Here is a 26,909-nt window from a genome sequence, read left to right as displayed (position 1 = left end):
CCTCTTTACCTACTTGCGCTCGACAGCCTCCATGACGAATGCTTCGATGACGTCTCCTTCTTTAAGGTCATTATAGCCCTGAAGGGTAATTCCGCATTCATACCCCTGATTTACTTCCTTGGCATCGTCCTTGAAGCGCTTGAGCGTATCGATCTTGCCTTCGTGAACGACGATGCCTTCGCGGATCAGGCGCACTTCCGCGTTGCGTACGATTTTGCCCTGGGTAACCATGCAGCCGGCGATCGTGCCGACTTTGCTGATTTTAAACAGGTTGCGGACCTCGGCATGGCCGACGACCACTTCTTTATATTCCGGATCAAGCATGCCCTTCATGGCTTGCTCGATTTCTTCGATGACGTTGTAGATGACGCGGTGCAGACGAATGTCGACCTTCTCCTGCTCTGCCGTCGCGCCCGCTTGAGGATCCGGACGAACGTTGAAGCCGATCACGATCGCGTTCGAGGCTGCCGCCAGAATAATGTCCGATTCGGTTATGGCGCCCACGCCGCTGTGAATGATTTTCACGCGTACGCCTTCCACTTCGATTTTGGCCAAGGAGCCTTTCAGAGCCTCGACCGAACCCTGCACGTCGCCCTTGATGATGACGTTCAGGTCTTTGATTTCGCCGTCTTTAATGTGCTGGAACAAATCGTCGAGCGTCACGCGCACGTTGCTGCCGAGATCCGACTGGCGCTGGGTGATCGCGCGTTTTTCGGCGATGGAGCGTGCTTTCCGCTCGTCCTCGAAGACCATGAACGGATCGCCGGCTTGCGGAACTTCGGTCAGGCCGGTAATTTCGACCGGCGTGGATGGACCGGCTTCCTTCAGACGGCGGCCTTTGTCGTTCACCATCGCCCGAACGCGTCCGAAGCAGTTGCCCGCTACGAAAGCGTCCCCGATCTTCAGCGTGCCGTGCTGAACCAAGATGCGGGCTACGGGACCGCGGCCTTTATCCAGCTCGGCCTCGATGACGGCACCGCGCGCGCGTTTGTCCGGATTCGCTTTGTATTCGTTGACTTCGGCTACCAGGAGGATCATTTCGAGAAGATCTTCCAGGCCGATTTTTTGCTTCGCCGAAACGTTGACGAAAATCGTGTCTCCGCCCCATTCTTCCGGCACAAGACCGTATTCGGTCAGCTCTTGTTTCACTTTGTCCGGGTTTGCCGACGGTTTGTCGATTTTGTTCACGGCTACGATAATCGGCAGTTCGGCCGCTTTGGCGTGGTTGATGGCTTCGACGGTTTGCGGCATGACGCCGTCGTCGGCTGCCACCACGATAATCGTGATATCCGTGATTTGGGCGCCGCGTGCCCGCATGGCCGTAAAGGCTTCGTGGCCCGGGGTATCCAGGAACGTGATTTTTTTGTTGTTGATCTCCACCTGGTAGGCACCGATATGCTGCGTGATGCCCCCTGCTTCGCCGCCGGTAACGTTCGTGGAACGGATGGCGTCGAGCAACGTCGTTTTACCGTGGTCAACGTGACCCATGATCGTCACGACCGGCGGACGGGTTCTCAGATCCGCAGGATCGTCATTCTCCTCAATCGTCTCGAAACGGTCATCCTCGACGACGATCTTCACTTCAACCTCTACGCCGAACTCGCCGGCGAGCAGTAGAATCGTGTCGATGTCGAGTTCTTGGTTAATGGCCGCCATGACGCCCATAAGCATCAGCTTTTTGATGACCTCGGACGCGTCCTTATGAAGCAGTTTGGCCGTTTCCCCAACCGTCATCGTGCCGCGGACGATGATTTTTTTCGGCGTGTTGTCGATTTTCTCGCGCGGCGGCTGGTTCTGATATCTTCCCTTGTTGTTCTTTCCGCCGCGGTTGTTGCCCCGGTTAAAGCCGGATTTTCCGTCTTCAAACCGTTTGTTTCCGCCTTTGCCGCGATTCTGGGTACGGCCCGCTCCGCGGTTGTCGTTTTTCGAGAAGTTGTCATCCGTATTTCCACGCTCTTGGGTTGGGCGCGGGTTCGTTTGCTGCGGACGGTTTTGGTTTTGGTTCTGGCGTTGGCCGCCGGATTGCTGGCCGCCGCCTTGGCTCCGGTTGCCTCCCTGGCCTGCGCTTTGATTGCGGCCGGCTTGGGAAGAACCTTGACTGCGGTTGCCTGTACCCTGGCTGCGTCCGCCTCCGTTATGTTGTCCTTGCGTTCTGCCGTTATTCTGGCCTCCCTGATTCGAGTGGCCTTGACGGGAATCCTGCCCGCCTTGGGTTCGCTGGGAACCGTTTTGAGTGGTTTGATTTGATTTATTATTCATACTTACCTGCTTTTCCTGTTGTTTTTGGGATTGGCCCTGGCCTGCCGGCCGGCCCCCCTGATTTTTCTCTGCCCGATTGTCGTTTTTTATGGAAGAAGTATTAACTGTCGTAAGAGTTTCCCCGCTTTCTCTTTTCGCAGCGGCATTCGATTTGATATCTCGAAAAAATTGTTCCACTTTTGCGACCGAATCATTCTCCATCACGCTCATATGGTTGTTAACGGGAATGTTCAGCCGCTTTAAAATGGTTATAATTTCTTTGCTGCTCATATTTAATGATTTTGCATATTCGTATACACGCAGTTTGTCTTTACTGTCTTGTTTACTCAATATACTCCACCTCCGACATTATCTCCAAGCTTTTGGAGATCATTTCTGCGAATCCTTGATCCGTAATTGCGAGCACAACTCTTTCGGGTTTCCCGATGCTTGCGCCCAAACTTTCGCGGTCAAATCCGATCACCAGAGGGATGTTGTACGTTCCGCATTTGTCGCGGAACTTTTTCTGTGTATTTGCTGAGGCGTCTCCCGCAAGGATAACTAGCTTTGCTTCCGAAGAACGTATCGCTTTCAGCACAATCTCGTCGCCTGTCAGCATCTTCCCCGCACGCATGGCAAGACCGAGTCGGGAGAAAAATTTATTCATCGGCCGTGCTTTCCTTGACCGCCAGAAACTCGTCCTCCACCGAAATGAAATCTTCGGCAAGCTGCTCGTATATTTCCGGCTTGACGTGGTGCTTCAGGGCACGGTCCAGCGACTTGTTTTTTTGTGCCAGCTTGAAGCAGGAAACTTTACCGCAAAGGTAGGCCCCTCGCCCCGACTTCTTGCCGGTCAGGTCGATCAGCACCTCGTCGTCGGGAGTCTTCACAATGCGGATCAGTTCTTTTTTCGGCATCATTTCCTGGCACGCCACGCATTTGCGCAGCGGCACTTTTCTTTGCTTGATCATGGCGCAGCCCCCCGTCAATGTCGTTCTGCGGTCAATCGACGGAGACGGAATCCTGATGCATTTCCACCGAAGAAGTTTTCGGTCTGCCGAATTCCTGTTCCGCCTGACTTTCGCTCTTGATGTCGATTTTCCAGCCTGTCAGCTTGGCGGCCAAACGGGCGTTTTGGCCCTTGATGCCGATCGCCAGGGAAAGCTGGTAGTCAGGCACGATGACGCGTGCCATCTTCTCTTCCTCGAACACGATCACTTCCAGAACCTTCGATGGGCTAAGCGCGTTAGCCACATATTCCTCAACCTGTTCGGAATAGCGAACGATGTCGATTTTCTCCCCGCGCAGCTCATTGACAATGGTCTGCACGCGGAGGCCTTTAGGCCCGACGCAGGAGCCGACCGGATCAACTTCCGGGTTGCGGGAGTAGACCGCGATCTTGGAACGGAAGCCGGCTTCCCGGGCCACGGAGCGGATTTCGACCACGCCGTCGAAAATTTCGGGCACTTCGAGCTCGAACAAGCGCTTGAGGAGACCCGGATGCGTACGGGACAACATGATTTGCGGCCCCTTGGTCGTGTTTTCCACTTTGGTGATGTATGCCTTGATCCGGTCGCCGTGCTTGAACTTTTCGTTCGGCATCAACTCGCTGAGCGGAAGCACCGCTTCGATTTTGCCCAAATCCACATAGAAGTTGCGGAGATCCTGGCGCTGCACCGTACCGGTCACGATATCCTCTTCTTTATCCACAAACGCGTTGTAAATCAAGCCGCGCTCCGCTTCGCGGATGCGCTGGGTGACGACCTGCTTCGCCGTTTGCGCGGCGATGCGGCCGAAATCGCGAGGCGTAACCTCGATTTCCGCGATATCGTCGATTTGGAAATGCGGGTTGATCTCCCTAGCCGCCGGCAGGGAAATTTCGGTGCGCGGATCCAGCACCTCTTCCACGACGAGCTTGCGGGCATACACCTTGATGACGCCCGAATTGCGGTTCATATCCACGCGCACGTTCTGCGCGGTGTTAAAATTGCGTTTGTAGCTGGAGATCAGCGCGGCTTCAATCGCTTCAAACAGAATATCCTTGCTGATTCCCTTTTCTCTTTCCAGTTCATTCATTGCTTCGATAAAATCCATACTCATTGGAAATCAGTTCCCCCTTTCATTACATGCACCCAAGCGTAAACGGCTACGCCGTCTATGACAGGTGAAGTTTGCGTTTCGCGACGTAAAACCCAGGAATCCGCGTTCGAGTAAGCGGTGTCCATTCCTGGACTTTAAAAAATAATGGCCAGTCTGGCGCTGGCAACTTTTGCGTACGGGATGGTGTGCTGCTTCTTTCCCGCGGAGATGACAAGCTCGTCGTTCTCGAACGAAAGAAGCCGGCCTTCGAATTCCTTCTGGCCGTCCACCGCCTCGTACACGGTCACAAAAACATCTTTGCCGACGGCTTTAGCCACGTCTTCGCTTTTTTTCAGCGGACGCTCGGCGCCAGGGGAGGATACCTCCAGAAAATACGCGGTGGGAATCGGATCGTTCTCATCCAGCTTCTGGCTCAGGTATTCGCTGATCATGCCGCAGTCATCGATGTCAATGCCGCCTTCCTTGTCGACATAGACGCGCAGGAAGTAATTGCTGCCTTCCTTCACGTATTCCACGTCAACAAGCTCAAAGTTATGCTCATCCAGGTAAGGCTGGACCATTTCTTCTACAATTCCCTTGATCTTCGGTGTGCTCAAAGATTATTACCTCCAAGACTTTCAATATCCTATATACCAAAGAGTAAAGAGTGGGTCGCCCCACTCTTTAAACAACGGTTTTATCTCCATGATTGCCAAAAAAATTATAACATAGTCTGGCAACACTGACAAGTATCGCTCCTTGACTGCTTCCAGTCGCAGCAAGGGGTGCGCGTCCTCGTCAAGTCTTGTCAAGGGCGGATAAAAAAACGGATATATCGGTTTGAGGCTTTAGAACAACGAGAGCTGGTTGCTTTCCGGCAGGCCGCGGAAGCAGCCCATCTGGGTCAGCAGCTCGATAATGGATTTACTTGCCTTCGACTTCTGCTGGAAGTCTTCGATCGACAGAAACTCGCCCTGCTCGCGGGCGGCGGCGATGTTTCGCGCCGCGTTTTCCCCGATCCCCTGCATCGCCGAAAACGGCGGGATCAAGGAATCTCCGTCCACGATAAACCGCGTGGCTTCCGAGCGGTACAGATCCAGGTTTTTGAAGGTGAATCCGCGCGCGGTCATCTCGAGCGCCATTTCAAGCACCGGAAGCATGCTTTTCTCTTTGGTCGTAGCCTGGAAGCCTTTTTGCTCGATTTCTTCGATTTGGCGGTAAATCGCCTCGTAACCTTGGCAGCAAAGCTCGATGTCGAAATCCTCGGCACGGACCGAAAAATACGTGGCGTAATATTCGATCGGATAATACAGTTTGAAATACGCGGTCCGGACCGCTGAAATAACATATGCGGCCGCGTGTGCCTTCGGGAACATGTACTGGATTTTGAGGCATGAATCGATGTACCATTGCGGCACTTTGCACCGTTTCATTTCCTCGATCCATTCCGGCGTCAACCCTTTGCCCTTACGGACGCTTTCCGTAATTTTAAAGGCGAGGCTGGCGTCCATGCCGGCTTTGTAGATCAAGTAGAGCATGATATCGTCGCGGCAGCCGATTACCGTTTTGATGTTGCAGGTGCCGTTTTTGATCAGCTCCTGGGCGTTTCCGAGCCATACGCCCGTCCCGTGGGACAGACCCGAAATTTGCAGCAAGTCCGCAAACGACGAAGGCTTCGATTCGATCAGCATCTGGCGGACGAACTTCGTACCCATTTCAGGCACGCCGTACGTGGCCACCGGCGTCCGGATCTGTTCCGGCGTGACGCCGAGCGCTTCGGTCGAGTTGAACATGCTCATGACCTTCGGATCATTCATCGGGATGGTGGTCGGATCGACCCCCGTCAAATCCTGCAGCATCCTCATCATGGTCGGATCGTCGTGCCCCAGAATATCGAGCTTCAGCAGGTTCGCGTCAAAAGCGTGGTAATCGAAGTGGGTCGTTTTCCATTCCGCGCTCGTATCGTCCGCCGGATATTGGACCGGAGTTATATCCTCAACTTCCATGTAATCCGGAACGACGACGATCCCGCCGGGGTGCTGGCCGGTGCTGCGCTTCACGCCGGTACAGCCGGCCGCAAGGCGGCTCAGCTCGGCGCCGCGCCAGCTTTTATGATGGTCTTCCTCGTATTTTTTCGCGTAGCCGAACGCCGTTTTCTCCGCGACGGTACCGATCGTTCCTGCCCGAAACACGCATTTTTCGCCGAAAATTTCCTTCGTGTAGTTATGCGCATGCGGCTGGTATTCGCCGGAAAAGTTCAAGTCGATATCGGGAACCTTGTCGCCTTTGAAGCCAAGGAAGGTTTCGAACGGAATGTCCTGCCCTTCGCCCTTCAGCATCTGCCCGCATTTCGGGCATTCCTTGTCCGGAAGGTCGAAGCCGCTCGGCACGCTGCCGTCCAGGAACCATTCGCTGTATTTGCAGGCTTCGTTCCGGCAAATATAATGGGCAGGGAGCGGATTTACCTCCGAAATGCCGAGGAACGTGGCGACGACGGAGGAACCGACGGAACCCCGCGAGCCGACCAGATATCCGTCTCGGTTCGATTTTTTCACGAGCCGTTCGGAGATCAAGTAGTTGGCGGAAAAGCCGTATTTGATGATCGGCTCGAGCTCTTTCTCCAGCCGGGCCACGACGACTTCCGGCAGGTCGTCCCCGTAAATCGACCGGGCCGTTTCGTAGCAGGTATTCCGGATCTCCTCGTCCGCGCCTTCGATGATCGGCGTAAAGAGCTTGTCCGGGAACAGCTCGATTTCTTCGAACCGGTCGGCCAATTCGTTGGTGTTTTTTACGACGACCTCAAAGGCCTTGTCTTTGCCCAGAAACTCGAATTCTTCCAGCATTTCATCCGTCGTGCGCAGGTGCGCGTCCGGCTTGCGGATATCCTTCAGCGGACTGAACCCCGTGATGCCGTGGATCGTAATGTCGCGGAACAGCTTGTCGCGCGGATCGAGATAATGCACGTTGCCTGTGGCGATAACCGGTTTGTTCAGTTTTTCGCCGATATCGCAAATCGTCTTGATCGCCGCCTTCAGCTCGGCCGGACTTCCGACCAGCCCTTTGTCGACCAGGTGCATGTACATCGTCAGCGGCTGAATTTCCAGCACGTCGTAAAATTCCGCCACTTCCATCGCTTCTTCGACCGTCTTGTTCAGCACCGTCTCGAAAAATTCGCCTTTTTCGCAGCCGGAGATGACAAGCAGCCCTTCCCGCAGCTCGACGAGCTTGGATCTCGGAATGCATGGAACCCGCATGAAATATTCGGTATGCGACAACGAAATCAGCTTAAACAGATTTTTTTTGCCGGTCGGGTTCAGCGCATAAATGCCGCAGTGGAACGGACGGGTATTGGACAGATCCTTGCCGACGTAATCGTTCAGCCGGTCGAGCATCGTCAGTCCTTTGATTTTTTCCGCATCGGCCAACAATCCGTTCAAAATGCCGGCCAGCGCCACCGTATCGTCAATCGCCCGGTGATGGCTTTCGAGGAGTACCTTGTATTTATCCGCGAGCGTGTTCAACCGGTGGTTTTTCATTCCCGGATGCAGCAAGCGGGCAAGCTCCAGCGTATCGAGCGCCGGATTGTCCAGCGGCGGCATGCCGTATTCTTTTAACGAAGCCTGGATGAAACCCACGTCGAATCGGGCATTATGCGCAACCAGGACCGCGTCGCCGACGAATTCGACGAATTCCTTCAGGACGGGCTCCAGGTCGGGCGCATCTTTAACCATTTCATCCGTAATGTTCGTGAGCTGCTGGATATGGTACGGAATTTTTTCGTGCGGGTTGACGAACGTCGCGTACCGGCCGATTTCTTTGCCTTCATGCATTTTGACCGCGGCAAGCTCGGTAATCTTGCTGTTCGTGATCGACAAACCGGTGGTCTCGATATCGAATACGACGTACGTCGCGGACTTCAGCTCGATCGGTTTCGGCTGCATGACGACGGGAACGGAATCGTTGACCACGTTGGCTTCGACGCCGTAAATCATTTTGATGCCGTTCTTTTTCGCCGCCTTGGCCGCGTCCGGAAAGCTTTGCACGCCGCCATGGTCGGTAATCGCGATCGCCTTATGCCCCCATTTGGCCGCCGTTTTGATATATTGGTCGACGGGCGTCACGGCATCCATCGTGCTCATGGTCGAATGCAGGTGAAACTCTACGCGTTTTTCGGAAGCGGTATCCTTCCGTGCAGGTGGTGCTTGGACCTCGACCAAATCGGAAGGGATCATCACCAGCTCGGGCACCTGCATGAACCGGTCGTATTCCACCCGTCCGCGCGCTTTCACCCATTTGCCGTTGGCCAACAGGCTCAAAACCTTCAAGTCCTCTTTGGTTTTCGCAAACATTTTCATCTGCAGCGAATCGGTAAAGTCCGTCAGGTTGAACATAAACAGCGTGCTGCCGTTGCGGAGCTCCTTGCTGTCCAGGCCGAAGATGGTTCCCTGGATCGTAATCTTCTTCTCCTCGTCCTGAATCTCCTGGATCGGCACAGGCTGCTCCTTGATGTCGTAACCGACCTGCAGGCGGACTTCTTCTCCGTCGTCTTCGATCTCGCGCGCTTCGGCTTCCATGCTCGTGATCATCTTCTGAATGACTTCAAGCTCTTCGGCCCGCTTTTTCTGCTCGAATTCTTCGTACGCCTCCCGGTTCGTTTCCCCGACCTGAACCTTTACCCTGAGCGGGAGCGCAAAATATTGCTGATAAAAACGGATGATGGCCTGGTCGATCTGTTTTTTGCGCGCCAGTTCAAGCGAAGTGGAATCCGACATCGTTACGAGGAGCATGTCCCCGTCCAGCTCATGCCCGGCTCTCGCCATCCATCCGTTGACCGACGGAATTTCCCTGTGAACCCATTCCAAGAACAGATTCCAATACGTATCGACGATTTCCCCGTGACCAACTGCAGGACCGTATTTGAAGATAAACGTGATTTTGGCGATATGCTGCATTTTTTCCCTAAGCTTCAGGCAAAAGTTGCGGTATACCTCCGCAGGCACAAGCGTTTCCTTGACGATCGTGATGATCCATTCCTTATTGCTTCGGCTCGTTTCGACCTGCTCGATATAACCGTCCAAAAAATAAGGGTCGACCAATCCGGGGGGGATTTCGCCCTGCTTCATCAGAAGCTCGAACCGTTTTCTTTTTTCGCCAGTCTTGTCCAATGCTCTCTTCCCCCTTGCTCCACTGCTAAAAATGAAAAGCTTCTGAATCCAGTCATATCAACCGGGTTCGCGAACACCGGACCGATTTCTGGGCAGAAGCTCCTCAACGTCTATTCCTGAAACAACCGCTCCGCCGCCGGCTCGGGCGGCAAAGCACATGACACCGGCTTAATAAGCTCTGGCAAAAACGACCGTATGTTTGGCCGGTTGTCCGCAAACGAGGCAGGCATGCTTTTCTTCGGAAGGGTTAAAAGGAATGTTCCGGCTTGTCGCGCCGGTTTCTTCCTTCACCTTGCTTTCGCATGCTTCCGATCCGCACCAGCCGGCCAGCGTAAACCCGCGTTTTTCTTCCATGCTCGCCTTCATTTCATCCAGCGTGTTCACGGAATAAAAATGGTCGTCCATGAACTGCTTGGCTCGTTCGAACATTTCGCGCTGCACCTGATCCAGCATCGCTTGAACCTCTTCCACGAGGTTGGCCTGCTGAACCACTTTTTTCTCGCCGCTAATCCGCGACACAAGCACGCAGACGCCGTTTTCCATGTCGCGCGGACCGATTTCGAGCCGCACCGGCACCCCGCGCATTTCATACTCGTTGAATTTCCAGCCCGGGCGAACGTCGTTGCGGTCATCGACGCGCACGCGAATGCCGGCTTTCTTCAACTCGGCGAACAGCTCGTCCGTGCGTCCCACGACGGCTTCCCACGTCTTCGGCGGGCCGATCGGAATCATGATGACCTGGGTCGGAGCCACTTTCGGCGGCAGCGCAAGTCCCCGGTCATCCCCGTGCACCATGATCATCGAACCGATCAGGCGCGTGCTCGTCCCCCAAGAGGTGGTGTGCACGTATTCCTGTTTGTTTTCGCGGCTCAAATATTGAATATCGAAAGCAACCGCGAAGTTCGTTCCAAGATAATGCGACGTTCCCGCCTGCACGGCGCGTCCGTCCTTCATCATCGCTTCGATGGAGAACGTATCGACCGCGCCCGCAAATTTCTCGGACGGCGTTTTTTGGCCGGTGATGACCGGAATCGCCAAAAATTCCTCCACGAAGCTGCGGTATACTTCGAGCATTTTCATCGTTTCCTCGCGCGCTTCTTCTTCCGTCTCATGGGCGGTATGGCCTTCCTGCCACAAAAACTCGCTCGTGCGCAAGAAAGGCAGCGTGCGTTTTTCCCATCTGACCACGTTGGCCCACTGGTTGATCAGCACGGGCAGGTCGCGATAGGATTGAATCCATTTCGAATACATGTGGCCAAACATCGTTTCGGAGGTCGGGCGGATCGCCAGCCGCTCCTCGAGCTTGTCGCCGCCGGCTTCGGTTACCCAAGGCAGTTCCGGGTTAAAACCCTCGACATGCTCTTTTTCTTTTTGGAAAAAGCTCTCCGGAATGAACAGCGGGAAATAGGCGTTGCGGTGGCCCGTTTCTTTGAAACGCCGGTCCATCTCTTGTTGGATATGCTCCCAAATTTCGTAACCGTCCGGGCGGAACACGATGCATCCGCGCACAGGCGAGTAATCCATAAGATCCGCTTTTTTAATCACGTCGATGTACCAGCGCGAGAAGTCTTCCCCCTGCGGCGTTATCTCGGTCACAAATTGTTTATCGTTTGACATAAAAATGGACTTCCTCCCAATGTATCGTCAATTATCCGTTGATTAAACGCAAGATGTCATTATAAGTTACAACAATCATTAACAGGAACAGCATCGCAAATCCGACGAAATGCACCATGCCTTCCCGGCTCGGATCGATCGGCTTCCCGCGGACGGCTTCCACGCCAAGAAACACGAGACGGCTTCCGTCCATGGCCGGAATCGGCAGCAGGTTGAAAATCCCCAGATACAAACTCAATATCGCAGCCCATTGCGTGAGCTGGGCGATTCCTTGCTTGGCAATCTGGCCCGTTATCTCAAAGGTCCCTACCGGTCCGCTGATATCGTTCATATTGAACTGTTTGATCAACTTGCCGAAACCCTGGAAAATGATTTTGGTCCCATTAACCATGGCGGAACCTGCTCCGGTAAAGGTCTCTCCGATGCCGGCCTTGCGCGTAGGGAGTGCGGGCGTGATGCCGATTTTTCCGCCCTCTTGCCCTTCCATCGCCCGAGGGGTCAGCGTCACATTGAACACCTCGTCGCCGCGGCGGATGGTCCACTTCATCGGCTTGCCCTCGGACTTGGCCGTCATATCGATCATCTTCTCATAATCCGTGCCGATGCTGACGCCGTCGATCGTTTCGACGATGTCGCCTTTTTTCAAATGGGCTTCATCCGCCGGCATTCCCTTCGAAACGTCCCCGATCACGATGTACGTCGGATTTTCGACCGGAATGCCCGCCATTTGAAGATGGACTCCGAACAAGATAAAAGCCAGGATAAAGTTCATCAGCGGTCCGGCAAAGATGGACATCGCCCGCTGCCCGACCGTTTTGCTCGCGAACTGCCGGTCCCTTGGGGCGATTTGCGTTTCCTGGGACTTGGCGACGAGCATCGTCTGCGGATGGACCGGAAATTGCTGGATTTCTCCATCCACGTTCAGGCGGATTTTCAGGCTGTCGGTCAAGTCGATGAACTCCACTTCGCCGCGGATGACGTTTTTGCGGTTATCCAGCTGATCCAGATAAATCTTTTTCACTTCCCCGTCCTTGACCCGCACGGCAACCGTTTGTCCCGGGTGGATCTCCACGAGCTCCGGATCTTCGCCCGCCATCCGGGCATATCCGCCGAACGGAAGCAAACGAAGCGTAAATTGGGTTTCCCCCCGTTTATAAGAAAACAGTTTCGGACCGAAACCGATCGCAAACTCCCGAACCAGTATGCCTGCACGTTTGGCGAAATAATAATGCCCCCACTCGTGCACGGTGACAATGACGAAAAACATGAGCACCGTCAAAAAAACTACCTGCACCATTTCCAATTCGTCGCATCCCCCTTTATTGTCTGAGACCGAAGCTTCATAATCCGCGGACCGGCAAGCCATGCCGCCCCCCATAGAATGAATGATGGTCCGTAACCGGCCGTTCCGGCCTTTCTGCCCTGCAGCCTCGCCGCTAAGGCTCGTCTCGATTCAGTCTATATAGATTATCATTATTCTCCGGACCCGCACAAGAGAATCACTTTTGAGCCATTTTTTAGATAAGGGAGAAGAGTGGATTCTTGCGGTTTTTGCCCGCGTTCCCCAAATGTCAGAGCTTGGCTGCAGCCTCCCGGGTACGCTTGTCGCACGCTTCGATTTCCGCAAGCTCTGGTTCTGGAATGTTGTGATGCCGATCAAGCACTCTTTCGATGATATCCTCAATTTGCAAAAATGAAATCTCTTTGCGCAAAAACCGCGCAACCGCCACCTCGTTGGCGGCATTAAATGCGGTTGTGGCTGTACCACCCATTTTACCACATTCATATGCCAGTCTTAAACAAGGGAAGCGTTCAAAGTCCATTTCGCGGAATTGAAGTTTGCCGACCTCGGCCAGCGAGAGCGGGCGCGACGGCGATTCCCACCGCTCCGGGTACGTAAGGGCATACTGGATCGGAACCCTCATGTCCGGATTGCCGAGCTGGGCAATGATGCTGGTATCGCGAAACTCCACAAAGGAATGGATGATGCTTTCGGGATGCAGAAGCACGTTGATTTGCTCGTAGGGCAAGCCAAACAGCCAGTGCGCCTCGATCACTTCCAGCCCTTTGTTGACCATCGTCGCCGAATCGATCGTAATTTTGGCCCCCATCGACCAATTCGGATGCTTAAGCGCATCCTCCACCGTCACGTGTTTCAGCTCATCGCGCGTCCGGTCCCGGAAAGAACCGCCGGAAGCCGTCAGCGTAATGGATGCCAAATCCTTGAGGTTTTCCCCGTTCAAGCATTGGAAAATGGCGGAATGCTCGCTGTCGATCGGGAGCAGCTTCACGCCTTTTTCCCGTGCGCGCGCCGTCACGATATGGCCGGCCGTCACCAGCGTTTCCTTATTGGCCAGCCCGATCGTTTTTCCGGCTTCGATCGCCGCAAGCGTCGAAGGGAGCCCCAGGCTCCCCATGACGGCCGTGACCACGATATCGGCATCGGTCCCGGCGGCGATTTCGATCAGCCCGTGGTCCCCGTAAAACACTTCCGTGCCGGCCGGAACCTCGGCTTTGATTTGTTCGGCAAGCTCGCGCGTAGCCACCGAAACTTTCCGCGGTTTGAATCGCCGCGCCTGCTCCAGCAGAAGGGCGATGTTCCCTCCCGCGGCCAAACCTTCGATTTGAAAATGCTCCGAATGCTTTGCCGCCACATCCAGCGTCTGCGTTCCAATCGAGCCCGTGGAGCCGAGCACGCTAATTTTTTTCATATCGAAACCTTCTCTCGTTTTAATAAGGCATCAGCATCACGATATGTACGAACGGAAAGACGATAATCCAGCTGTCGCAGCGGTCCAAAATGCCTCCGTGCCCCGGCAGCAGAGTGCCGGAATCTTTGATGCCGTATACGCGCTTATAAGCGGATTGAATCAGATCGCCCAGTTGTCCCGTCACGGCGCAGGCCAGTCCGATCGCCACGGCGCGTCCGAACGTCAGGATCCCCCCGGAAAAGAGGGAAAACGCCGCAGCCGCGATCATGGAAATGACGACGCCGCCGAGAGCTCCTTCAATCGTTTTGTTCGGGCTGATGGCCGGCCAAAGCTTGTTTTTGCCGATCCATTTCCCGACGAAATAAGCTCCTGCATCGCTCGCCCAAATCGAAACGAGCAGCAGGAACGTCCAAAACAGTCCATGCCCGTCCGGCGCGCCCCGGGAGCCGGCGATATAGGAAAATCCGACCCCGATGTATACCGCGCCCAGAAACAGCATGGCCGCCTGTTGTATTGCGATTTTATTTTTCGTTATGACCGTGACCAGCATGAACAGGAACAAAAGCAGCCAAATGAAGTGATCCCATGACAGCGGAAAATCGATGCCAAGCGGTTTCCACGGAAAAACGAACAAAAGCACGCCCAGATATCCCAGCCATGCCGTACCGCCAAAAGGAGAAACCTTGGTCATGCGCACGAATTCATAATATCCGATCATGGCCATCGCCAGCACGATCAGATGGTACGGCAGCCCCCCGATCAGGCATAATCCCAAAAAGACAACTCCAGCAATGATTCCGGTAATCAGTCGTTGTTTCAACGATAATCCACCCTCCATATGGCTTAAGTCAAGCCGCCGTATCTCCGCGTTCTGCGCGAATACTCGGCAACAGCTTCGTATAAATAATGTTCATTGAAATCAGGCCAATAGATATCGGTGAACCACATTTCGCTATATGCCATTTGCCAGAGCATAAAGTTGCTGATCCGCATCTCCCCGCTGGTACGGATGATTAAATCCGGATCGGGCAGCCCGCTGGAAAGCAAATGCCGATCCACCAATTCCGGCGTAATGTCTTCCGGATTCAGCGCACCAGCTTCGATTTTCCGCGCCAATTCGCGCATGCAGTCGGTAATTTCCTTCCGGCTGCCGTAATTGAGCGCGAAGTTCAGCACCAGCCCGTCATTGCCTTCGGTGCGGCGGACGGCTTCTTCCATGGCGCTGATGGTGTAGGACGGCAGTCCTTCGCGGTCGCCCATCATCCGGACCTGCACGTTTTTTTCCACCAATTCATCCAGCTCGAGTGCCAGGAATTCCTGCGGCAAGCGCATCAGAAAATCAACCTCGTCCTTCGGACGTTTCCAATTTTCCGTCGAAAAGGCATACAGCGTCAAATATTTGATCCCCAGCTTATCCGCTGCAATCGTCGTCCGTTTGACGGCTTTCATCCCGTTTTGATGCCCGATGATACGCGGAAGCCCTTGGCGTTTCGCCCAGCGTCCGTTACCGTCCATGATGATGGCGACATGTTCAGGAACATTGTCTATTGATCGTTCCGACGACTGTACTTTGGATTCCCGTGTCCACCACGATCGAACTCGTTTGATCATTCTAGTTCCTCCATGCGGGTTTCTGCAAAAAAAGACATAAACCCCACCATAAAAGGAGGGGCCGAAAGTCTCTTATACTTCCATGATCTCTTTTTCTTTAGCTACGAGCACTTTGTCGACTTCCGCGATAAATTTATCCGTCGTTTTCTGGATGTCATCCTGGTGACGGCGGGATTCATCTTCAGATATATCGGTTTTTTCCATTTTTTTGATGTCGTCGTTCGCATCGCGGCGGATATTGCGGATGGCCACCTTCGCTTCTTCGCCGAATTTTTTGGTCATTTTCACCAGTTCCATGCGGCGTTCTTCCGTCAGCGGAGGAATGACCAAACGAATCGTGTTCCCGTCGTTCGCAGGCGTCAGCCCGAGATCGGATTTCAGGATGGCTCTTTCGATGTCGGCCAGCGAGGACTTATCCCACGGCTGGATCAACAACGTCCGGGAATCCGGCGTGTTGATGTTGGCCAACTGGTTCAGCGGAGTCATCGTTCCGTAGTATTCAACCTGTACCCGGTCCAGAAGGGCCGGAGCGGCGCGTCCCGCGCGCAGCGTCGCCAAATCTCTTTTCAAAGCGGAGATCGCCTTTTCCATGCGGTCTTCCGCATGTTTTTTTACTGTTTGAGGCATTAATCTACACTCCCTTTAACGATCGTTCCGATTTTTTCGCCTTGAACGACCCGTTTAATGTTTCCTTGCTCGGTAATCGCAAATACGATAAGCGGAATGTTGTTGTCCATGCAGAGGGAAGATGCCGTGGAATCCATCACGCCCAAGTTTTTGTTCAGTACGTCCAAATACGTCAGCTGCTCATACTTCTCTGCCGTGCTGTCTTTGAAAGGATCAGCGGAATAGACGCCGTCCACTTTGTTTTTGGCCATCAGAATGACCTCGGCTTCAATTTCAGCTGCACGAAGCGCGGCTGTCGTATCCGTCGAGAAGAACGGGTTGCCTGTGCCCGCCGCAAAAATGACGACGCGTCCTTTTTCCAGATGGCGGATCGCTCTGCGGCGAATGTACGGCTCGGCGATCTGCTGCATGGCGATCGAAGTTTGCACGCGCGTCGGAACGTCGATCTGTTCCAAGGCGTCCTGCAGCGCCAGCGAGTTCATCACCGTGGCCAGCATGCCCATGTAGTCCGCCGTTGCACGGTCGATGCCGCTGGAACTGCCGGCGATTCCGCGCCAAATGTTCCCGCCGCCGCAAACGATCGCGACTTGAACGCCCAGCTCCACAACTTCCTTCACTTGTTCAGCGATGGATGCGATCGTCGCCGCATCGATACCATATCCGTTTTGGCCCGCGAGGGATTCCCCGCTGACTTTCAAGACAACTCGTTTAAAAATTGGCTCTTTCAAAATGTTTACCCTCCACTTTAAGACAGCACCTGTCTGGTGCCCGTTTAGAAAACCGACTTTGCTTCCCGCTCCGCGGGGCGGAGCTACCAGAACTGATGTCATGCTCATACTCAAAAGAAAAACTTCCGATGCCGGCTGTAGCGGCCTGACAGCGGATGTTTTTCTTACGAGATCAGGCGGCATTCCACGCAAAGCTGTTGTTTTTCTGATCTCTGAAAAAAGAGGGAACACTGGCGTGTTCCGCTCTTCATCCCGCAATATTCATCAAAGGCGCGTCAACCGCGCATGTTACTTGCTTAGTTTTTAACTTGCGCCATAACTTCTTCAACGAAGTTATCCACTTTTTTCTCCATGCCTTCACCCAGCTCGTAACGAACGAAGCGGCGGATCGAGATGTTTTCGCCGATCGTGCTGATTTTTTCTTTCAGCAGCGTAGCGACGGTTTTGTCCGGATCTTTAATGAACGGCTGTTCCAACAGGCAGAACTCTTCGAAGTATTTGCCGATGCGGCCTTCAACCATTTTTTCAACGATTTTTTCTGGTTTGCCTTCATTCAGGGCTTGGGCTTTCAGGATCTCTTTTTCCTTTTCGATCTCTTCGGCCGGCACTTCTTCGCGAGCTACGTAACGCGGGCTGGAAGCCGCGATGTGCATAGCGATGTCGCGCGCAAACTCTTTGAATTGATCCGTTTTGCCGACGAAGTCGGTTTCGCAGTTGATTTCGACGAGGACGCCGATACGGCCGCCGCCGTGGATGTAAGATTCAACGACGCCTTCCGTCGCTACGCGGCCCGCTTTGTTCGCTGCCGCTGCGAGGCCTTTTTCGCGAAGGAGTTCGACCGCTTTCGTAATGTCACCGTTTGCTTCTTCCAGCGCTTTTTTGCAATCCAGCATACCTGCGCCTGTTTTTTCACGAAGCTCTTTTACCGCACTAGCACTTACTGCCATAGGATTTTTCCCTCCAAAAGTTAATTCGTTGTTTTTTGGGCGATATAAGAAGAGTATTCTCCGAAGCCATCTTCCTTATATCTTAAAAAAAGGGCAGTGAGAGGTTATACACCTACCAACCACCCTTTTCATTTAATTCATGTCAATTGCTTGCTTCTGCTGATCTTAGGCAGTTGTTTCTTCGCCTTGATGAGCTTCCACCACGGCGTCGGCCATTTTGCCAGTCAACAGTTTAACGGCACGGATCGCGTCGTCATTACCAGGAATGACGTAGTCGATTTCGTCCGGATCGCAGTTCGTGTCGACGATGCCAACGATTGGGATACCCAATTTGCGGGCTTCGGCAACAGCGATGCGCTCTTTGCGAGGATCGATGATGAACAGGGCGCTAGGAAGGCCTTTCATGTTCTTGATCCCGCCCAGGAATTTTTCAAGACGATCTTTCTCTTTGCGGAGAATGATGACTTCTTTTTTAGGCAGAACGGCAAAAGTACCGTCTTCTTCCCACTTCTCGAGCTCTTTCAAACGGTTGATACGTTTTTGGATCGTTTCGAAGTTAGTCAAAGTTCCGCCGAGCCAACGTTGGTTGATGTAGTACATGCCGCAACGTTCCGCTTCTTCTTTCACGGAGTCTTGAGCTTGTTTTTTCGTGCCGACGAACAGAATCGTTCCGTTCTCTTCAGCGACGCTCTTAACGAAGTTAAAAGCTTCCTCGACCTTTTTCACAGTTTTCTGCAGGTCGATAATGTAAATACCGTTTCTTTCGGTGAAGATATATTTATCCATTTTCGGGTTCCAACGACGAGTTTGGTGACCGAAGTGAACGCCAGCTTCAAGAAGCTGTTTCATGGAAATAACTGCCATCTTCACACACCTCCTAAATTTGGTTTTTTTGTGTCCTCCGCTGTTTTCATTTTCCGTCAAGACTTTCCATCAGGAAAGCACCCTTTACGAAATCCGACAGCGTGTGTTTTAACACCGTCAATTAATATACCATAAGTGAATGCCCGATGCAACGCCTATTCGCGGGATTTTCGCCGCGGAGGGAATCGTGCTGCAAAGCCGCGCCGTTAGCGTATTATGAGCCCCCGCTTGAACGACCTTTCAAAGCAGGTTACCGTTAGGTGCGGCAAGCTCGCTAGCCCCCGGATACAGCAAAAAACCGTCAGGCTGCGCCTTACACGTCAGCGTGGCGGTTTTGTCGTAATTTTGGCGATGATGCTGTCAAAATCCTCGCCTTTAGCAAATTCGTACGTGCCTGAGCGGATTTTCGTGCTCATTTTCAGTCCCCTGCCCGTTTCGACGAACGCGGCCGCATCCGAAATCACCCCTGATTTTTTCAGCTTGTCGGCGACATCGGTTAAATTGCTTCCGCTGGCGATTTTGACGGAAATAAGCGGAGCCTCGGGCGTTTTCGGCTTGTTTATGCCGTCTGCGGCTGCATTGGCGGCAGGCTGGCCGGATGCCTTCGAATCCGGGGCTGCCGGTTTTTCGGGCGTCTTGGGCGCTTCGGCCTTTTTGCCGGCTTCGGGCGCTTTTGCGGGACTTCCTTGCGGTTTCGCGCTTTTGTCCATCATCTGCCGCTTCCATTCTTCTTCGGTCATCCGCTTGTCGTCCGCTTCAACCAATTTGAGCCCCAACGCTTCGGCTTGTTCCTGCAACTGCTCTTTTGTCGGTTTGACAACCTCCGAAGCCTGCGGCACGACGTTCGCCCCGGTTCCTGCGTTCATAAGCTGCAAAAGAAGAGCGCCGGCCAGCAGCCCGCTGCCGAGTCCGATCATAAAGGAACGATTTTTGATCACAGCGATCCCTCCCGTTTCGCCAGCTGCAGTATCAGCGTCACTTCGCCTTTTTGCATGCCCGTGAACTTCGCGATGGCTTCGATCGATTTGCCTTGGGCGTGAAGCTCGAACAGCTCGGGGTAACGTTCCCGGATGGACGGCTCCTTCGTCTCTTCTTCGGTAGCCGTCTCCTGCACGGATTGGTCCCCGGGGATCCGCGTCTCCGCGGCGGCCGCCCCCTCCCGTTCAGCAAGCAGCGCCGACGCCGCTTGGCGGTCACTTTGCTCGATGTCGGAGAGGCGCGCTTCATGCGACGCGTTTTGCTGCTCGAGCTGCAGCAACCGCTGCCTCATCTCGTTCAGCTGTTCCTGGTGCGCAAGCTGCTTGGAGGCGATGTCCTGCTTCATTTGGCCGATCAATTCCACCAGCTCTTCGTTTTCTCTTTCGATATCCGCCATGTACTGCTCCAGGGTTGCTTCCACTTCCCGGACCATTTGCTCCTTGTCCGCCGATTTCCCGACTTGCCGTTTAGGCAGCATGAGAGCATAGACAATGGCGGCAGCGCCTAAAATAACGACAATCATCCACGGTTCCAAAGCTTTTTTTCTCCTTTAAATACGTTTTTCGCCACGGCCCCGCCGCCGGGTCCGATTTCTTCGTTCAAAGGGACACATCCAGGCGGTGCCCTTTATAAGGATGTTCCGCATCCTTGTGCCCACCCGTCTCCTCCGGCTTGGACGCCCGGCGTGAAGGATCTTTCTGGCGCGAAGGGTGGCGCTTGCCTTCGTCCCGCACCGCGGCATTCGCCGTTTCGTCCACTCCCGCGCTTTTCTGCCGGAGCTCCTGGGCTTCCTTTTGCTGCTGCCCCGCCAAAAATTCTTGCTCCTGCGAGGTCCGATGATGAATATCGTTTTGTATTCTGCCCGCTTCCGTCGTTCGGGGGATGGCAATTTGCATCTCTACCGATTTCATACTCACGAACATTCACCTGCCTGCAACAATCGCTATTTGTTATGCATCCCGCAAGCCGTCATCTCCGTCATAGGTAAGGGACCATCGTGATGTCGCCCTCGTGGAAATAAAAGGATACCCTTTCGACTGGGTCCTTGATAAATCTCGTATACCTTCCGATCACGATTTTGGAACCGCCGTAAATTCTTTTGACGATATCCACCCGGGCTCTGACGGTTTCTTCCAGCGTTTTTTCGATCTCCAAAATCCGCCCCTTGACTTCCTCCTGCTCCCGCTGCGTCGACTTTTTGGTCGCGCTTAGCTTCACCCGGAGCGCCATTTTGTCCGAAGACAACTGTCCCGTCGATGCCAGCTGGTTAAGAAGGTGGAGCGCCTTGTCCGCCTTGTCGAGCGCTTCCATGAGCTGCCTCGAACGCTGGCGAAGTTCCGCAAGTTCGTTTCGGAGCTCGGGCTGCACCCCGACTTCGATCGAGGTTGTCGTCGACATGCTGTTGCCGATGGTCCGGGCGGTTACCCGTTCCCCCGCCTGGATGCTTCCGCCGACGATCAGGCCTTTCGTTCCGTTGCAGATGATGTTTTTGCCGGCCCGGATATTCGAATGCATGATGCTTTGGGAGACGATGACGTCTTCGCCCGCAATGACGTTGCCGTCCTGGATGAACGAGCTTTTGACGTTTTTGCCCGCCCGGACGCAGCCTTTGTTGTATCCGATAATTCCGCTCGTAATTTCGATCGATCCTTCCGCCTCCAGCTCGGCGCCTTCGACCCCGCCCACGACGCGGATATCGCCGGCGGCTTTTACCCGAAACCCCGTCAGCACGTTGCCCCGAACGACGACGGTGCCGACAAAATCGATGTTGCCTACGCTGTAGTCCACGTCGCCGTTGACCTCATACACCGGGAACACGTTGATCTTGCCTTTGTCCGTCGTCGTGACGAGTCCGTCGATGGCTGCATACATCGAAGTTCCTTCAGGATCGAGAACCACGTTTTTGCCTACTTTAAAATAGGCTTCCTTCCCGGGCTTGAACGGGATCGGTTCCCCGGTGACCGCAGTGCCGGGTTTTCCCGGCTCCGGCGGGATCCTCCTGGCAATGAGCTGTCCTTTGATGACGTTGTTCAGGCTCAGCAGCTCTTTGAAATCCACCTTGCCGTCCTCGGTTTCCAGCGGCCGAAGCTGATGCTCGTCCTTAAGCTTGAACGCATAATCGATATATCCGTCCTTGCCGCTGACCGGCTGCTCCCCCATCGCCACGGGCGTGCGGTTGAACATATACTCTTCGGGATGGCTCGCGATCCGGCTGATGACCCCTTTTTCAATCCCGAACTGAACCTGGTGGCTGCGCAAAAACAGCATCAAATCGTCTTCGGTGCATTTGAAGTTTTCATCACGTTTCGAGAATTGGATGTAGGCGACGCTTTTGTCATCGGAAAACGTGACGTTTAGATAGCTGTCCAACCCTAATTGAGCTGTCAATCCTTTTCCTCCCTTCCATTTCTACAGCGGTTAATCGTTTTGCATCAGCAATTCCCGATGTTTTTCCAGCGTTCCGCGCAGCCTTAAAATGGCTTTGGAATGCAGTTGAGAAATTCTCGAAGGCGAAAGCGACATCACCTCGGCAATCTCGCTGAGGGACAAATCTTCGTAATACAACAATGATACAACGGTTCGCTCTTTTTCGGTAAGCTTTTCCAACCCTTTGATGAGCGATTCCTTCAAAAAAAATTCGTTGACCTTGTAATCAGGGTTTTTGGCTTTGTCGTCCACCATGACGGATAATCTCGTTTCGGATTCTTCCTCCCTGATCGGATCCTCAAGTGAGCAAAGTGACATCACCGCCACTTCCTGAAGCATATGTTGGAACTCTTTTTCCGAGACGTTCAGGTAATCGCTCATTTCAGCATCCGTTACGGACCGGAGATGCTTCTGTTCCAGCTGCTGGTACGCATCTTCGATTTTTTTCGCCTTTTCGCGGACGGAACGGGGAACCCAGTCGCCCTGGCGGAGCGAATCGAGAATCGCCCCCCTGACGCGGAAGGATGCGTACGTTTCGAACTGAAGCCCGCGCTTGTAATCGAACTTGTCGACCGCGTCGATGAGGCCCATCACGCCGTTGCTGGCCAGATCATCCTTGGAAACGTTTTTCGGGAGCCCGATCGCCAGCCTGCTGGACACGTAATCCACGATATGCAGATAGTTTTCGATCAACCTTTTTTTAGCTTCCAGGTTCCCTCTTTCTTTCCACTCTTCCCAAAGTCCGGCATGGTTCAGATGTGAAGTTTTTCGCTCGCTCAACTACCCTCACCCTCCTTAATTTTCTGTCAGGTGACGAACTGCCTTGGCCAATTCTTCAGGATCCTTTTTCGAGACCAATTTTGGCGGATTGAGTGGAGTAAAACCGGCATCCCCTCCTTGGGGCGGGTCGGTTTTTGGCTTCAACAGCTCATTCAGCTCGTCACTCTCGTCGGGAGTCGTCAAGTCCAAACGCGTACCGGTCTGCGCGTCTTCAGCCTTCCAGTCATTGAACTCCGATTCAGCCTGCGGGGCGCTGGCGATCGTCCATGCCCACCGGAGCACGAACGCAAGCGCAAACCATGCGGCAAACGACACCACCGCGCGAATCAAGCTTGTCATGAACAAATTATTGTTCATCAGGGAAAACAACAGGGTCAAAACCAATCCTATAACGCCGAATACCAGATTAAATCGCAGATTTCCTTTCATGGCTACATTTCCTTTACACCTGTTTGTACACTGCGGATAAGCAATATGCCCGTGCCGGCGTCCATTTCGATGGTGCGCCCGTAATTGCCGCCAGTGTCTTCTGCTATAAGCGGAATGCGAAGCTCCGCCAATTTGGCTTTGCAGGACTCCACGTTCCTCGGTCCGATCCTCATGGTGTCCCCGGCGCCCGCAAATGCGAACATCTGCGACCCCCCGGCCATTTTGGCGACGATCCGCGAAGGAGAAGCGCCAAGCTCCCGGAGCTTGGCCAACAGCGCGGGCAGCGCCGTGTCCGCGTATTTCGCGACGTTCAGCTGCCCCTCTCGGGCGATGTCCGAAGAGGGCAGCATCACGTGCGCCATGCCCGCCAATTTGAGCTCGGGATCATACATCGTAAGGCCGACGCATGAGCCCAGGCCGACCGTCCGGATGATTCCCGATTGCTGCACCACGTTCAGGTCGGCCATGCCTACTTTCACAATGCTTTGCTCTTCAATCATGATCCATTGGTACTCCCAGGGATTTAAAGATCTTGGCGAATGAATCCGGATCGGGAATCAGGAAAAACTGGCCCTCCACCTCGTGGTCGCCTTCCAGGAACGTCGTATCGATCAACAGGGCATCGTCCCCCATATGCCCGAACTGCAGCAGGCCGAAGCTGAGGATGGCGCCCGCCATATCCATCGCCAGCGCCGGAACGGTAGGGTACATGCTGAGTTTCGTGAAATCCGCCAGCGACGACAAATAAGAGCCTGCCAAAATGTTGCCGATTTCGCAGAGAGCGGACTGCTCCATCTCGTTAAACATGCCGTCCGTTTCGGGAGGTAAGCCGACCAGCCGATTCAGCAGGCTTTTGGCGGCCTCGGGGCTTAATATGAAAAACAGATTCCCCGGTGCCTCCCCTTCGACGCGGAGGAAAATGGCGACGACGACCTGCTCGGCCCCTCCGACCTTCTCCGAAATTTCTTCGAAAGGAAGCAGCTGCACCTTGGGCACGGCCATATCGACGGGTTTGTTCAGGAGGCGGGACAAAGCGGTGGCGGCGTTCCCCGCGCCGATGTTCCCGACCTCCCGCAGGACATCCATTTTAAACTCCTTGAAATGCTTAAAGACCTCCACGGGACTATTCCTCTAAACTTTCCAATTGGATGATTTCGTTTTTGTTCAGCACTTCGGACAGATTCAGCATGATGAGCAGGCGGTCGTCGCCGATTTTGGCCACGCCGTCCAAATATTTCGCTTTGATGCCGCCGACGACCTCAGGCGGGGTTTCGATCTTGTCCTTGTGCAGATCGATGACGTCGTTGGCGGAATCGACGATAAAGCCGACCTCCATCTCGTTTACGGCCACGATGATGATCCGGGTCTGGTCGGTATATTCGGTTTCTTCCAGGCCGAAACGCCCGCGAAGATCGATGACCGGGATGACCACGCCGCGAAGATTGATGACGCCTCTGACAAACGCGTACGTTTTGGGAACCCGGGTGATCGGAAGCATGCGCTCGATCGTTTGGACCTTGTCCACTTCGATGCCGTATTCTTCGCTGCCGAGTTTAAAGACGATGACCTTGATTTCTTCTCCCATGAAAAAAACCTCCTTTTATACGTTGCCGGGAATTACTTGATGAACACGTTCGGATCGAGAATGAGCGCGACCTGCCCGTCGCCCAGGATCGTGGCGCCCGAAATGCCTTTGATCGGCGGCAAATATTTGCCGAGGCTTTTCAGGACGATTTCGTTTTGCCCGATAAATTGGTCGATGGCCAGCGCGGCCAAGCGCTCCCCTTTATGGATCACGATGATTTCCGTTTCTTCCTCTTCGGTTTCGTCAAAATCTTTGATATTGAAAATGCGGCTTAGCGATATTAACGGAATGAGCGATCCGCGGAACTCTACCATTTTATTGCCGTGCACGGCGCGGATCTGCCCTTTTTTGACGATGCCGGTTTCGACGATCGACGACAGCGGGATCGCGTATTTCTCCGAACCCATTTTCACCAGCATCGCCGCGATGATCGACAAGGTCAGCGGGAGCTGTACCGAGAAATTGGTGCCTTTGCCCGGCGTGGAATAGATCGTGACCTGTCCGCCGAGCGACGTTATTTTGGCCTTGACGACGTCAAGCCCGACCCCGCGTCCGGAAACGTCCGAAATTTTTTCGGCCGTGCTGAAGCCCGGAGCGAACAAAAGCTGATGCACTTCCTCATCGGACATGCCCGCCGCCTGCTCCTCCGTCACGACGCCTTTCTTGAGGGCCGTCTTCAGCACCTTGTCGCGATAAATGCCGCGTCCGTCTTCTTCGATTTCGATAAAAACATGGTTGCCGCTGTGAAAAGCCCGCAGGTGCACGGTGCCCGTTTCCGGCTTGCCCGCGCTGATCCGGTCGGCCACCGGCTCAATTCCGTGGTCGACGGCATTGCGCAGCAGATGCACCAGCGGATCGCCGATCTCGTCGATGACCGTCCGGTCAAGCTCCGTGTCGGCGCCTGTGATGATCAAATCGACCTTTTTGTCGAGCGATTTGGCCAAATCGCGAACCATGCGCGGGAAGCGGTTGAAGACCGTGTCGACCGGGACCATGCGCAGCTTCATGACGATATCCTGCAGATCGGAGCTGACGCGGGTCATATGCTCTACCGTTTCCGTCAGCGCATGGTTCTGGATCTCGCTGGAAAGCTGTTCCAGGCGAACGCGGTCTATCAATAATTCGCTGAATAAATTCATAAGCACATCCAGCCGCTCGATGTCGACGCGGATGGTACGGGTCGGCACGGCGCCTCCCGTTTTGGCCGGGGTTTTGGCTGCCGGGGCCGCCTTCTCGGGAGCCTGCTCCGGTTTGGCCGGGGGAGCTTCCTGCCCCTTCTCGGCGGCCGGGGGCGCAGCGACGGCGGCTGCAACTTCCTGCGAAGCGGCGCCGATCTCGCTCATTTGCTGCAACGTTTCCGCGTCAAGCTCCGTCACGTCGGCTTTTTCGATCTCCGAAATGCCGATAATTTGCCGCTGAAGCTCGGCGGGATCTTTGGTCGTTATGTAATAAAGGGAGAAGCTGAAATCAAACTTTTCCTGCTCGATGTCCTGGGTGGACGGAAAGGACTTGACGACCTCGCCCGATCTCTCCAGCAATTCGAACACCATGTAAGCCCTGACCGCTTTCAGCTGGCAGTTCTCGCGGATATGGACGTCGATGTAAAGCACGCGGTGCCCCGCTTCGATGGATTGGTTCAGCACGGCATACTGGAATTCGTCCAGCTTAAGGGCCGTATTGACGTCGGAGGCGCGGGCTTCGCCCTGCGCGTTTGCCCCTTGCGGCTTGGCGGACGGATCTTCCCCTCTGACGATCGCCTGCAGCGCGGACACGATCGCGGATACGTCGGCTTTTCCGTCCCCGCCTTCGGTAATGTCCTGCACCATCGATTCCAAAGCGTCCAAGCCTTTGAACAGCGTATCGAAAATAAAATCCTGCATGGCCAGCTTTTCGTTGCGGACCAGATCGAGCACGTTTTCCATCTGGTGGGTCAGCGCGGCGAGATCCTCGAATCCCATCGTCGCGGCCATCCCTTTCAAGGTGTGCGCCGAACGGAAAATCACTTGCACGATCGAGAGATCGCTTGGGCTGCTTTCGAGAAGCAGCATATTTTCGTTCAGTGATTGCAGATGATCATTGGACTCATCAATAAACATGGATAAGTATTGGTTCATGTCCATTGC

25 protein-coding genes are annotated in these 26,909 nt (G+C 54.2%); all 25 read right to left on the bottom strand.

Annotation, left to right across the window (positions count from 1 at the left end; genetic code table 11):
* Positions 1-9: 9 nt before the first annotated feature.
* The gene (gene infB / locus KI367_RS08395) at positions 10-2,589 is read right to left on the bottom strand and encodes a translation initiation factor IF-2 (protein WP_212948952.1); all 2,580 of its coding nucleotides are present in this window, start codon (positions 2,587-2,589) and stop codon (positions 10-12) included.
* Entirely contained in the window at positions 2,582-2,905 is a 324-nt protein-coding gene (locus tag KI367_RS08390) for a YlxQ family RNA-binding protein (protein ID WP_036706976.1), read from the bottom strand. The genes infB and KI367_RS08390 overlap by 8 nt, the downstream gene beginning before the upstream one ends.
* On the bottom strand, positions 2,898-3,206 hold the full coding sequence (rnpM, locus tag KI367_RS08385) for an RNase P modulator RnpM (RefSeq protein WP_036707201.1): 309 nt from the start codon (positions 3,204-3,206) through the stop codon (positions 2,898-2,900). Before rnpM ends, KI367_RS08390 begins: the two co-directional genes overlap by 8 nt.
* Positions 3,207-3,240: 34 nt before the next feature.
* Complete coding sequence (gene nusA, locus KI367_RS08380; protein WP_036706975.1) at positions 3,241-4,338, bottom strand: transcription termination factor NusA; 1,098 nt, start codon at positions 4,336-4,338, stop codon at positions 3,241-3,243.
* Positions 4,339-4,472: 134 nt separating this feature from the next.
* On the bottom strand, positions 4,473-4,934 hold the full coding sequence (gene rimP, locus KI367_RS08375; RefSeq protein WP_036706972.1) for a ribosome maturation factor RimP: 462 nt from the start codon (positions 4,932-4,934) through the stop codon (positions 4,473-4,475).
* 231 nt (positions 4,935-5,165) lie between these two features.
* Complete coding sequence (locus tag KI367_RS08370) at positions 5,166-9,482, bottom strand: PolC-type DNA polymerase III (protein ID WP_212948951.1); 4,317 nt, start codon at positions 9,480-9,482, stop codon at positions 5,166-5,168.
* Positions 9,483-9,650: 168 nt separating this feature from the next.
* Positions 9,651-11,099: a proline--tRNA ligase gene (gene proS, locus KI367_RS08365; RefSeq protein WP_036706968.1), complete on the bottom strand. Its 1,449-nt coding sequence runs from the start codon at positions 11,097-11,099 to the stop codon at positions 9,651-9,653.
* Between the two features lie 31 nt (positions 11,100-11,130).
* Positions 11,131-12,402, bottom strand: coding sequence for an RIP metalloprotease RseP (gene rseP / locus KI367_RS08360; RefSeq protein ID WP_036707197.1), 1,272 nt, complete (start codon positions 12,400-12,402; stop codon positions 11,131-11,133).
* 268 nt (positions 12,403-12,670) lie between these two features.
* A complete protein-coding gene (locus tag KI367_RS08355) occupies positions 12,671-13,810 on the bottom strand; it encodes a 1-deoxy-D-xylulose-5-phosphate reductoisomerase (RefSeq protein WP_212948949.1) in 1,140 nt (379 codons plus the stop codon).
* Between the two features lie 19 nt (positions 13,811-13,829).
* Positions 13,830-14,630 carry a phosphatidate cytidylyltransferase gene (locus tag KI367_RS08350; RefSeq protein WP_036706965.1) on the bottom strand — a complete coding sequence of 267 codons (801 nt, stop codon included), beginning with the start codon at positions 14,628-14,630 and terminating at the stop codon, positions 13,830-13,832.
* Positions 14,631-14,653: 23 nt separating this feature from the next.
* Complete coding sequence (gene uppS, locus KI367_RS08345; RefSeq protein WP_212948947.1) at positions 14,654-15,421, bottom strand: undecaprenyl pyrophosphate synthase; 768 nt, start codon at positions 15,419-15,421, stop codon at positions 14,654-14,656.
* Positions 15,422-15,493: 72 nt separating this feature from the next.
* Positions 15,494-16,048 carry a ribosome recycling factor gene (gene frr / locus KI367_RS08340; RefSeq protein ID WP_212948945.1) on the bottom strand — a complete coding sequence of 185 codons (555 nt, stop codon included), beginning with the start codon at positions 16,046-16,048 and terminating at the stop codon, positions 15,494-15,496.
* On the bottom strand, positions 16,048-16,776 hold the full coding sequence (gene pyrH, locus KI367_RS08335; protein WP_036706960.1) for a UMP kinase: 729 nt from the start codon (positions 16,774-16,776) through the stop codon (positions 16,048-16,050). Before pyrH ends, frr begins: the two co-directional genes overlap by 1 nt.
* 296 nt (positions 16,777-17,072) lie before the next feature.
* Entirely contained in the window at positions 17,073-17,723 is a 651-nt protein-coding gene (gene tsf, locus KI367_RS08330) for a translation elongation factor Ts (protein ID WP_036706956.1), read from the bottom strand.
* Between the two features lie 165 nt (positions 17,724-17,888).
* Positions 17,889-18,587 (bottom strand): 30S ribosomal protein S2, encoded by a 699-nt coding sequence (gene rpsB, locus KI367_RS08325; RefSeq protein ID WP_036706955.1) that lies wholly within the window; start codon positions 18,585-18,587, stop codon positions 17,889-17,891.
* A gap of 320 nt (positions 18,588-18,907) precedes the next feature.
* On the bottom strand, positions 18,908-19,525 hold the full coding sequence (locus tag KI367_RS08320; RefSeq protein ID WP_036706952.1) for an endolytic transglycosylase MltG: 618 nt from the start codon (positions 19,523-19,525) through the stop codon (positions 18,908-18,910).
* On the bottom strand, positions 19,522-20,100 hold the full coding sequence (locus KI367_RS08315; RefSeq protein ID WP_052146783.1) for a DUF6115 domain-containing protein: 579 nt from the start codon (positions 20,098-20,100) through the stop codon (positions 19,522-19,524). Before KI367_RS08315 ends, KI367_RS08320 begins: the two co-directional genes overlap by 4 nt.
* A gap of 64 nt (positions 20,101-20,164) precedes the next feature.
* A complete protein-coding gene (locus tag KI367_RS08310) occupies positions 20,165-20,476 on the bottom strand; it encodes a hypothetical protein (protein ID WP_246536784.1) in 312 nt (103 codons plus the stop codon).
* A gap of 67 nt (positions 20,477-20,543) precedes the next feature.
* A complete protein-coding gene (locus KI367_RS08305; RefSeq protein ID WP_212948942.1) occupies positions 20,544-21,953 on the bottom strand; it encodes a flagellar assembly protein A in 1,410 nt (469 codons plus the stop codon).
* A gap of 30 nt (positions 21,954-21,983) precedes the next feature.
* Positions 21,984-22,772, bottom strand: a complete 789-nt coding sequence (locus KI367_RS08300; protein WP_036706949.1) for a FliA/WhiG family RNA polymerase sigma factor — start codon at positions 22,770-22,772, stop codon at positions 21,984-21,986.
* Positions 22,773-22,787: 15 nt separating this feature from the next.
* On the bottom strand, positions 22,788-23,201 hold the full coding sequence (locus tag KI367_RS08295) for a hypothetical protein (RefSeq protein ID WP_036706947.1): 414 nt from the start codon (positions 23,199-23,201) through the stop codon (positions 22,788-22,790).
* Between the two features lie 2 nt (positions 23,202-23,203).
* On the bottom strand, positions 23,204-23,701 hold the full coding sequence (locus KI367_RS08290) for a chemotaxis protein CheD (protein WP_036706946.1): 498 nt from the start codon (positions 23,699-23,701) through the stop codon (positions 23,204-23,206).
* Positions 23,694-24,287 carry a chemotaxis protein CheC gene (locus tag KI367_RS08285; protein ID WP_373316215.1) on the bottom strand — a complete coding sequence of 198 codons (594 nt, stop codon included), beginning with the start codon at positions 24,285-24,287 and terminating at the stop codon, positions 23,694-23,696. The genes KI367_RS08290 and KI367_RS08285 overlap by 8 nt, the downstream gene beginning before the upstream one ends.
* Before the next feature lie 37 nt (positions 24,288-24,324).
* Complete coding sequence (locus KI367_RS08280) at positions 24,325-24,786, bottom strand: chemotaxis protein CheW (protein ID WP_036706945.1); 462 nt, start codon at positions 24,784-24,786, stop codon at positions 24,325-24,327.
* Positions 24,787-24,818: 32 nt separating this feature from the next.
* Complete coding sequence (locus KI367_RS08275) at positions 24,819-26,906, bottom strand: chemotaxis protein CheA (protein WP_212948938.1); 2,088 nt, start codon at positions 26,904-26,906, stop codon at positions 24,819-24,821.
* Between the last annotated feature and the right edge of the window lie 3 nt (positions 26,907-26,909).

Source organism: Paenibacillus cookii, assembly GCF_018333375.1.
Classification (GTDB): domain Bacteria; phylum Bacillota; class Bacilli; order Paenibacillales; family Paenibacillaceae; genus Paenibacillus_AQ; species Paenibacillus_AQ cookii.
This window is presented reverse-complemented; position numbering and strand designations above follow the sequence as displayed.

Coding starts and splice junctions, on each gene's coding strand:
- frr (WP_212948945.1), bottom strand. CDS start 16,048: ATGCCTCAAACAGTAAAAAAACATGCGGAAGACCGCATGGAAAAGGCG.
- KI367_RS08355 (WP_212948949.1), bottom strand. CDS start 13,810: ATGAAAAAAATTAGCGTGCTCGGCTCCACGGGCTCGATTGGAACGCAG.
- KI367_RS08285 (WP_373316215.1), bottom strand. CDS start 24,287: ATGGATGTCCTGCGGGAGGTCGGGAACATCGGCGCGGGGAACGCCGCC.
- nusA (WP_036706975.1), bottom strand. CDS start 4,338: ATGAGTATGGATTTTATCGAAGCAATGAATGAACTGGAAAGAGAAAAG.
- rpsB (WP_036706955.1), bottom strand. CDS start 18,587: ATGGCAGTTATTTCCATGAAACAGCTTCTTGAAGCTGGCGTTCACTTC.
- KI367_RS08295 (WP_036706947.1), bottom strand. CDS start 23,201: ATGAAAGGAAATCTGCGATTTAATCTGGTATTCGGCGTTATAGGATTG.
- KI367_RS08390 (WP_036706976.1), bottom strand. CDS start 2,905: ATGAATAAATTTTTCTCCCGACTCGGTCTTGCCATGCGTGCGGGGAAG.
- KI367_RS08310 (WP_246536784.1), bottom strand. CDS start 20,476: ATGAAATCGGTAGAGATGCAAATTGCCATCCCCCGAACGACGGAAGCG.
- KI367_RS08275 (WP_212948938.1), bottom strand. CDS start 26,906: ATGGACATGAACCAATACTTATCCATGTTTATTGATGAGTCCAATGAT.
- uppS (WP_212948947.1), bottom strand. CDS start 15,421: ATGATCAAACGAGTTCGATCGTGGTGGACACGGGAATCCAAAGTACAG.
- KI367_RS08290 (WP_036706946.1), bottom strand. CDS start 23,701: ATGATTGAAGAGCAAAGCATTGTGAAAGTAGGCATGGCCGACCTGAAC.
- proS (WP_036706968.1), bottom strand. CDS start 11,099: ATGTCAAACGATAAACAATTTGTGACCGAGATAACGCCGCAGGGGGAA.
- KI367_RS08280 (WP_036706945.1), bottom strand. CDS start 24,786: ATGGGAGAAGAAATCAAGGTCATCGTCTTTAAACTCGGCAGCGAAGAA.
- tsf (WP_036706956.1), bottom strand. CDS start 17,723: ATGGCAGTAAGTGCTAGTGCGGTAAAAGAGCTTCGTGAAAAAACAGGC.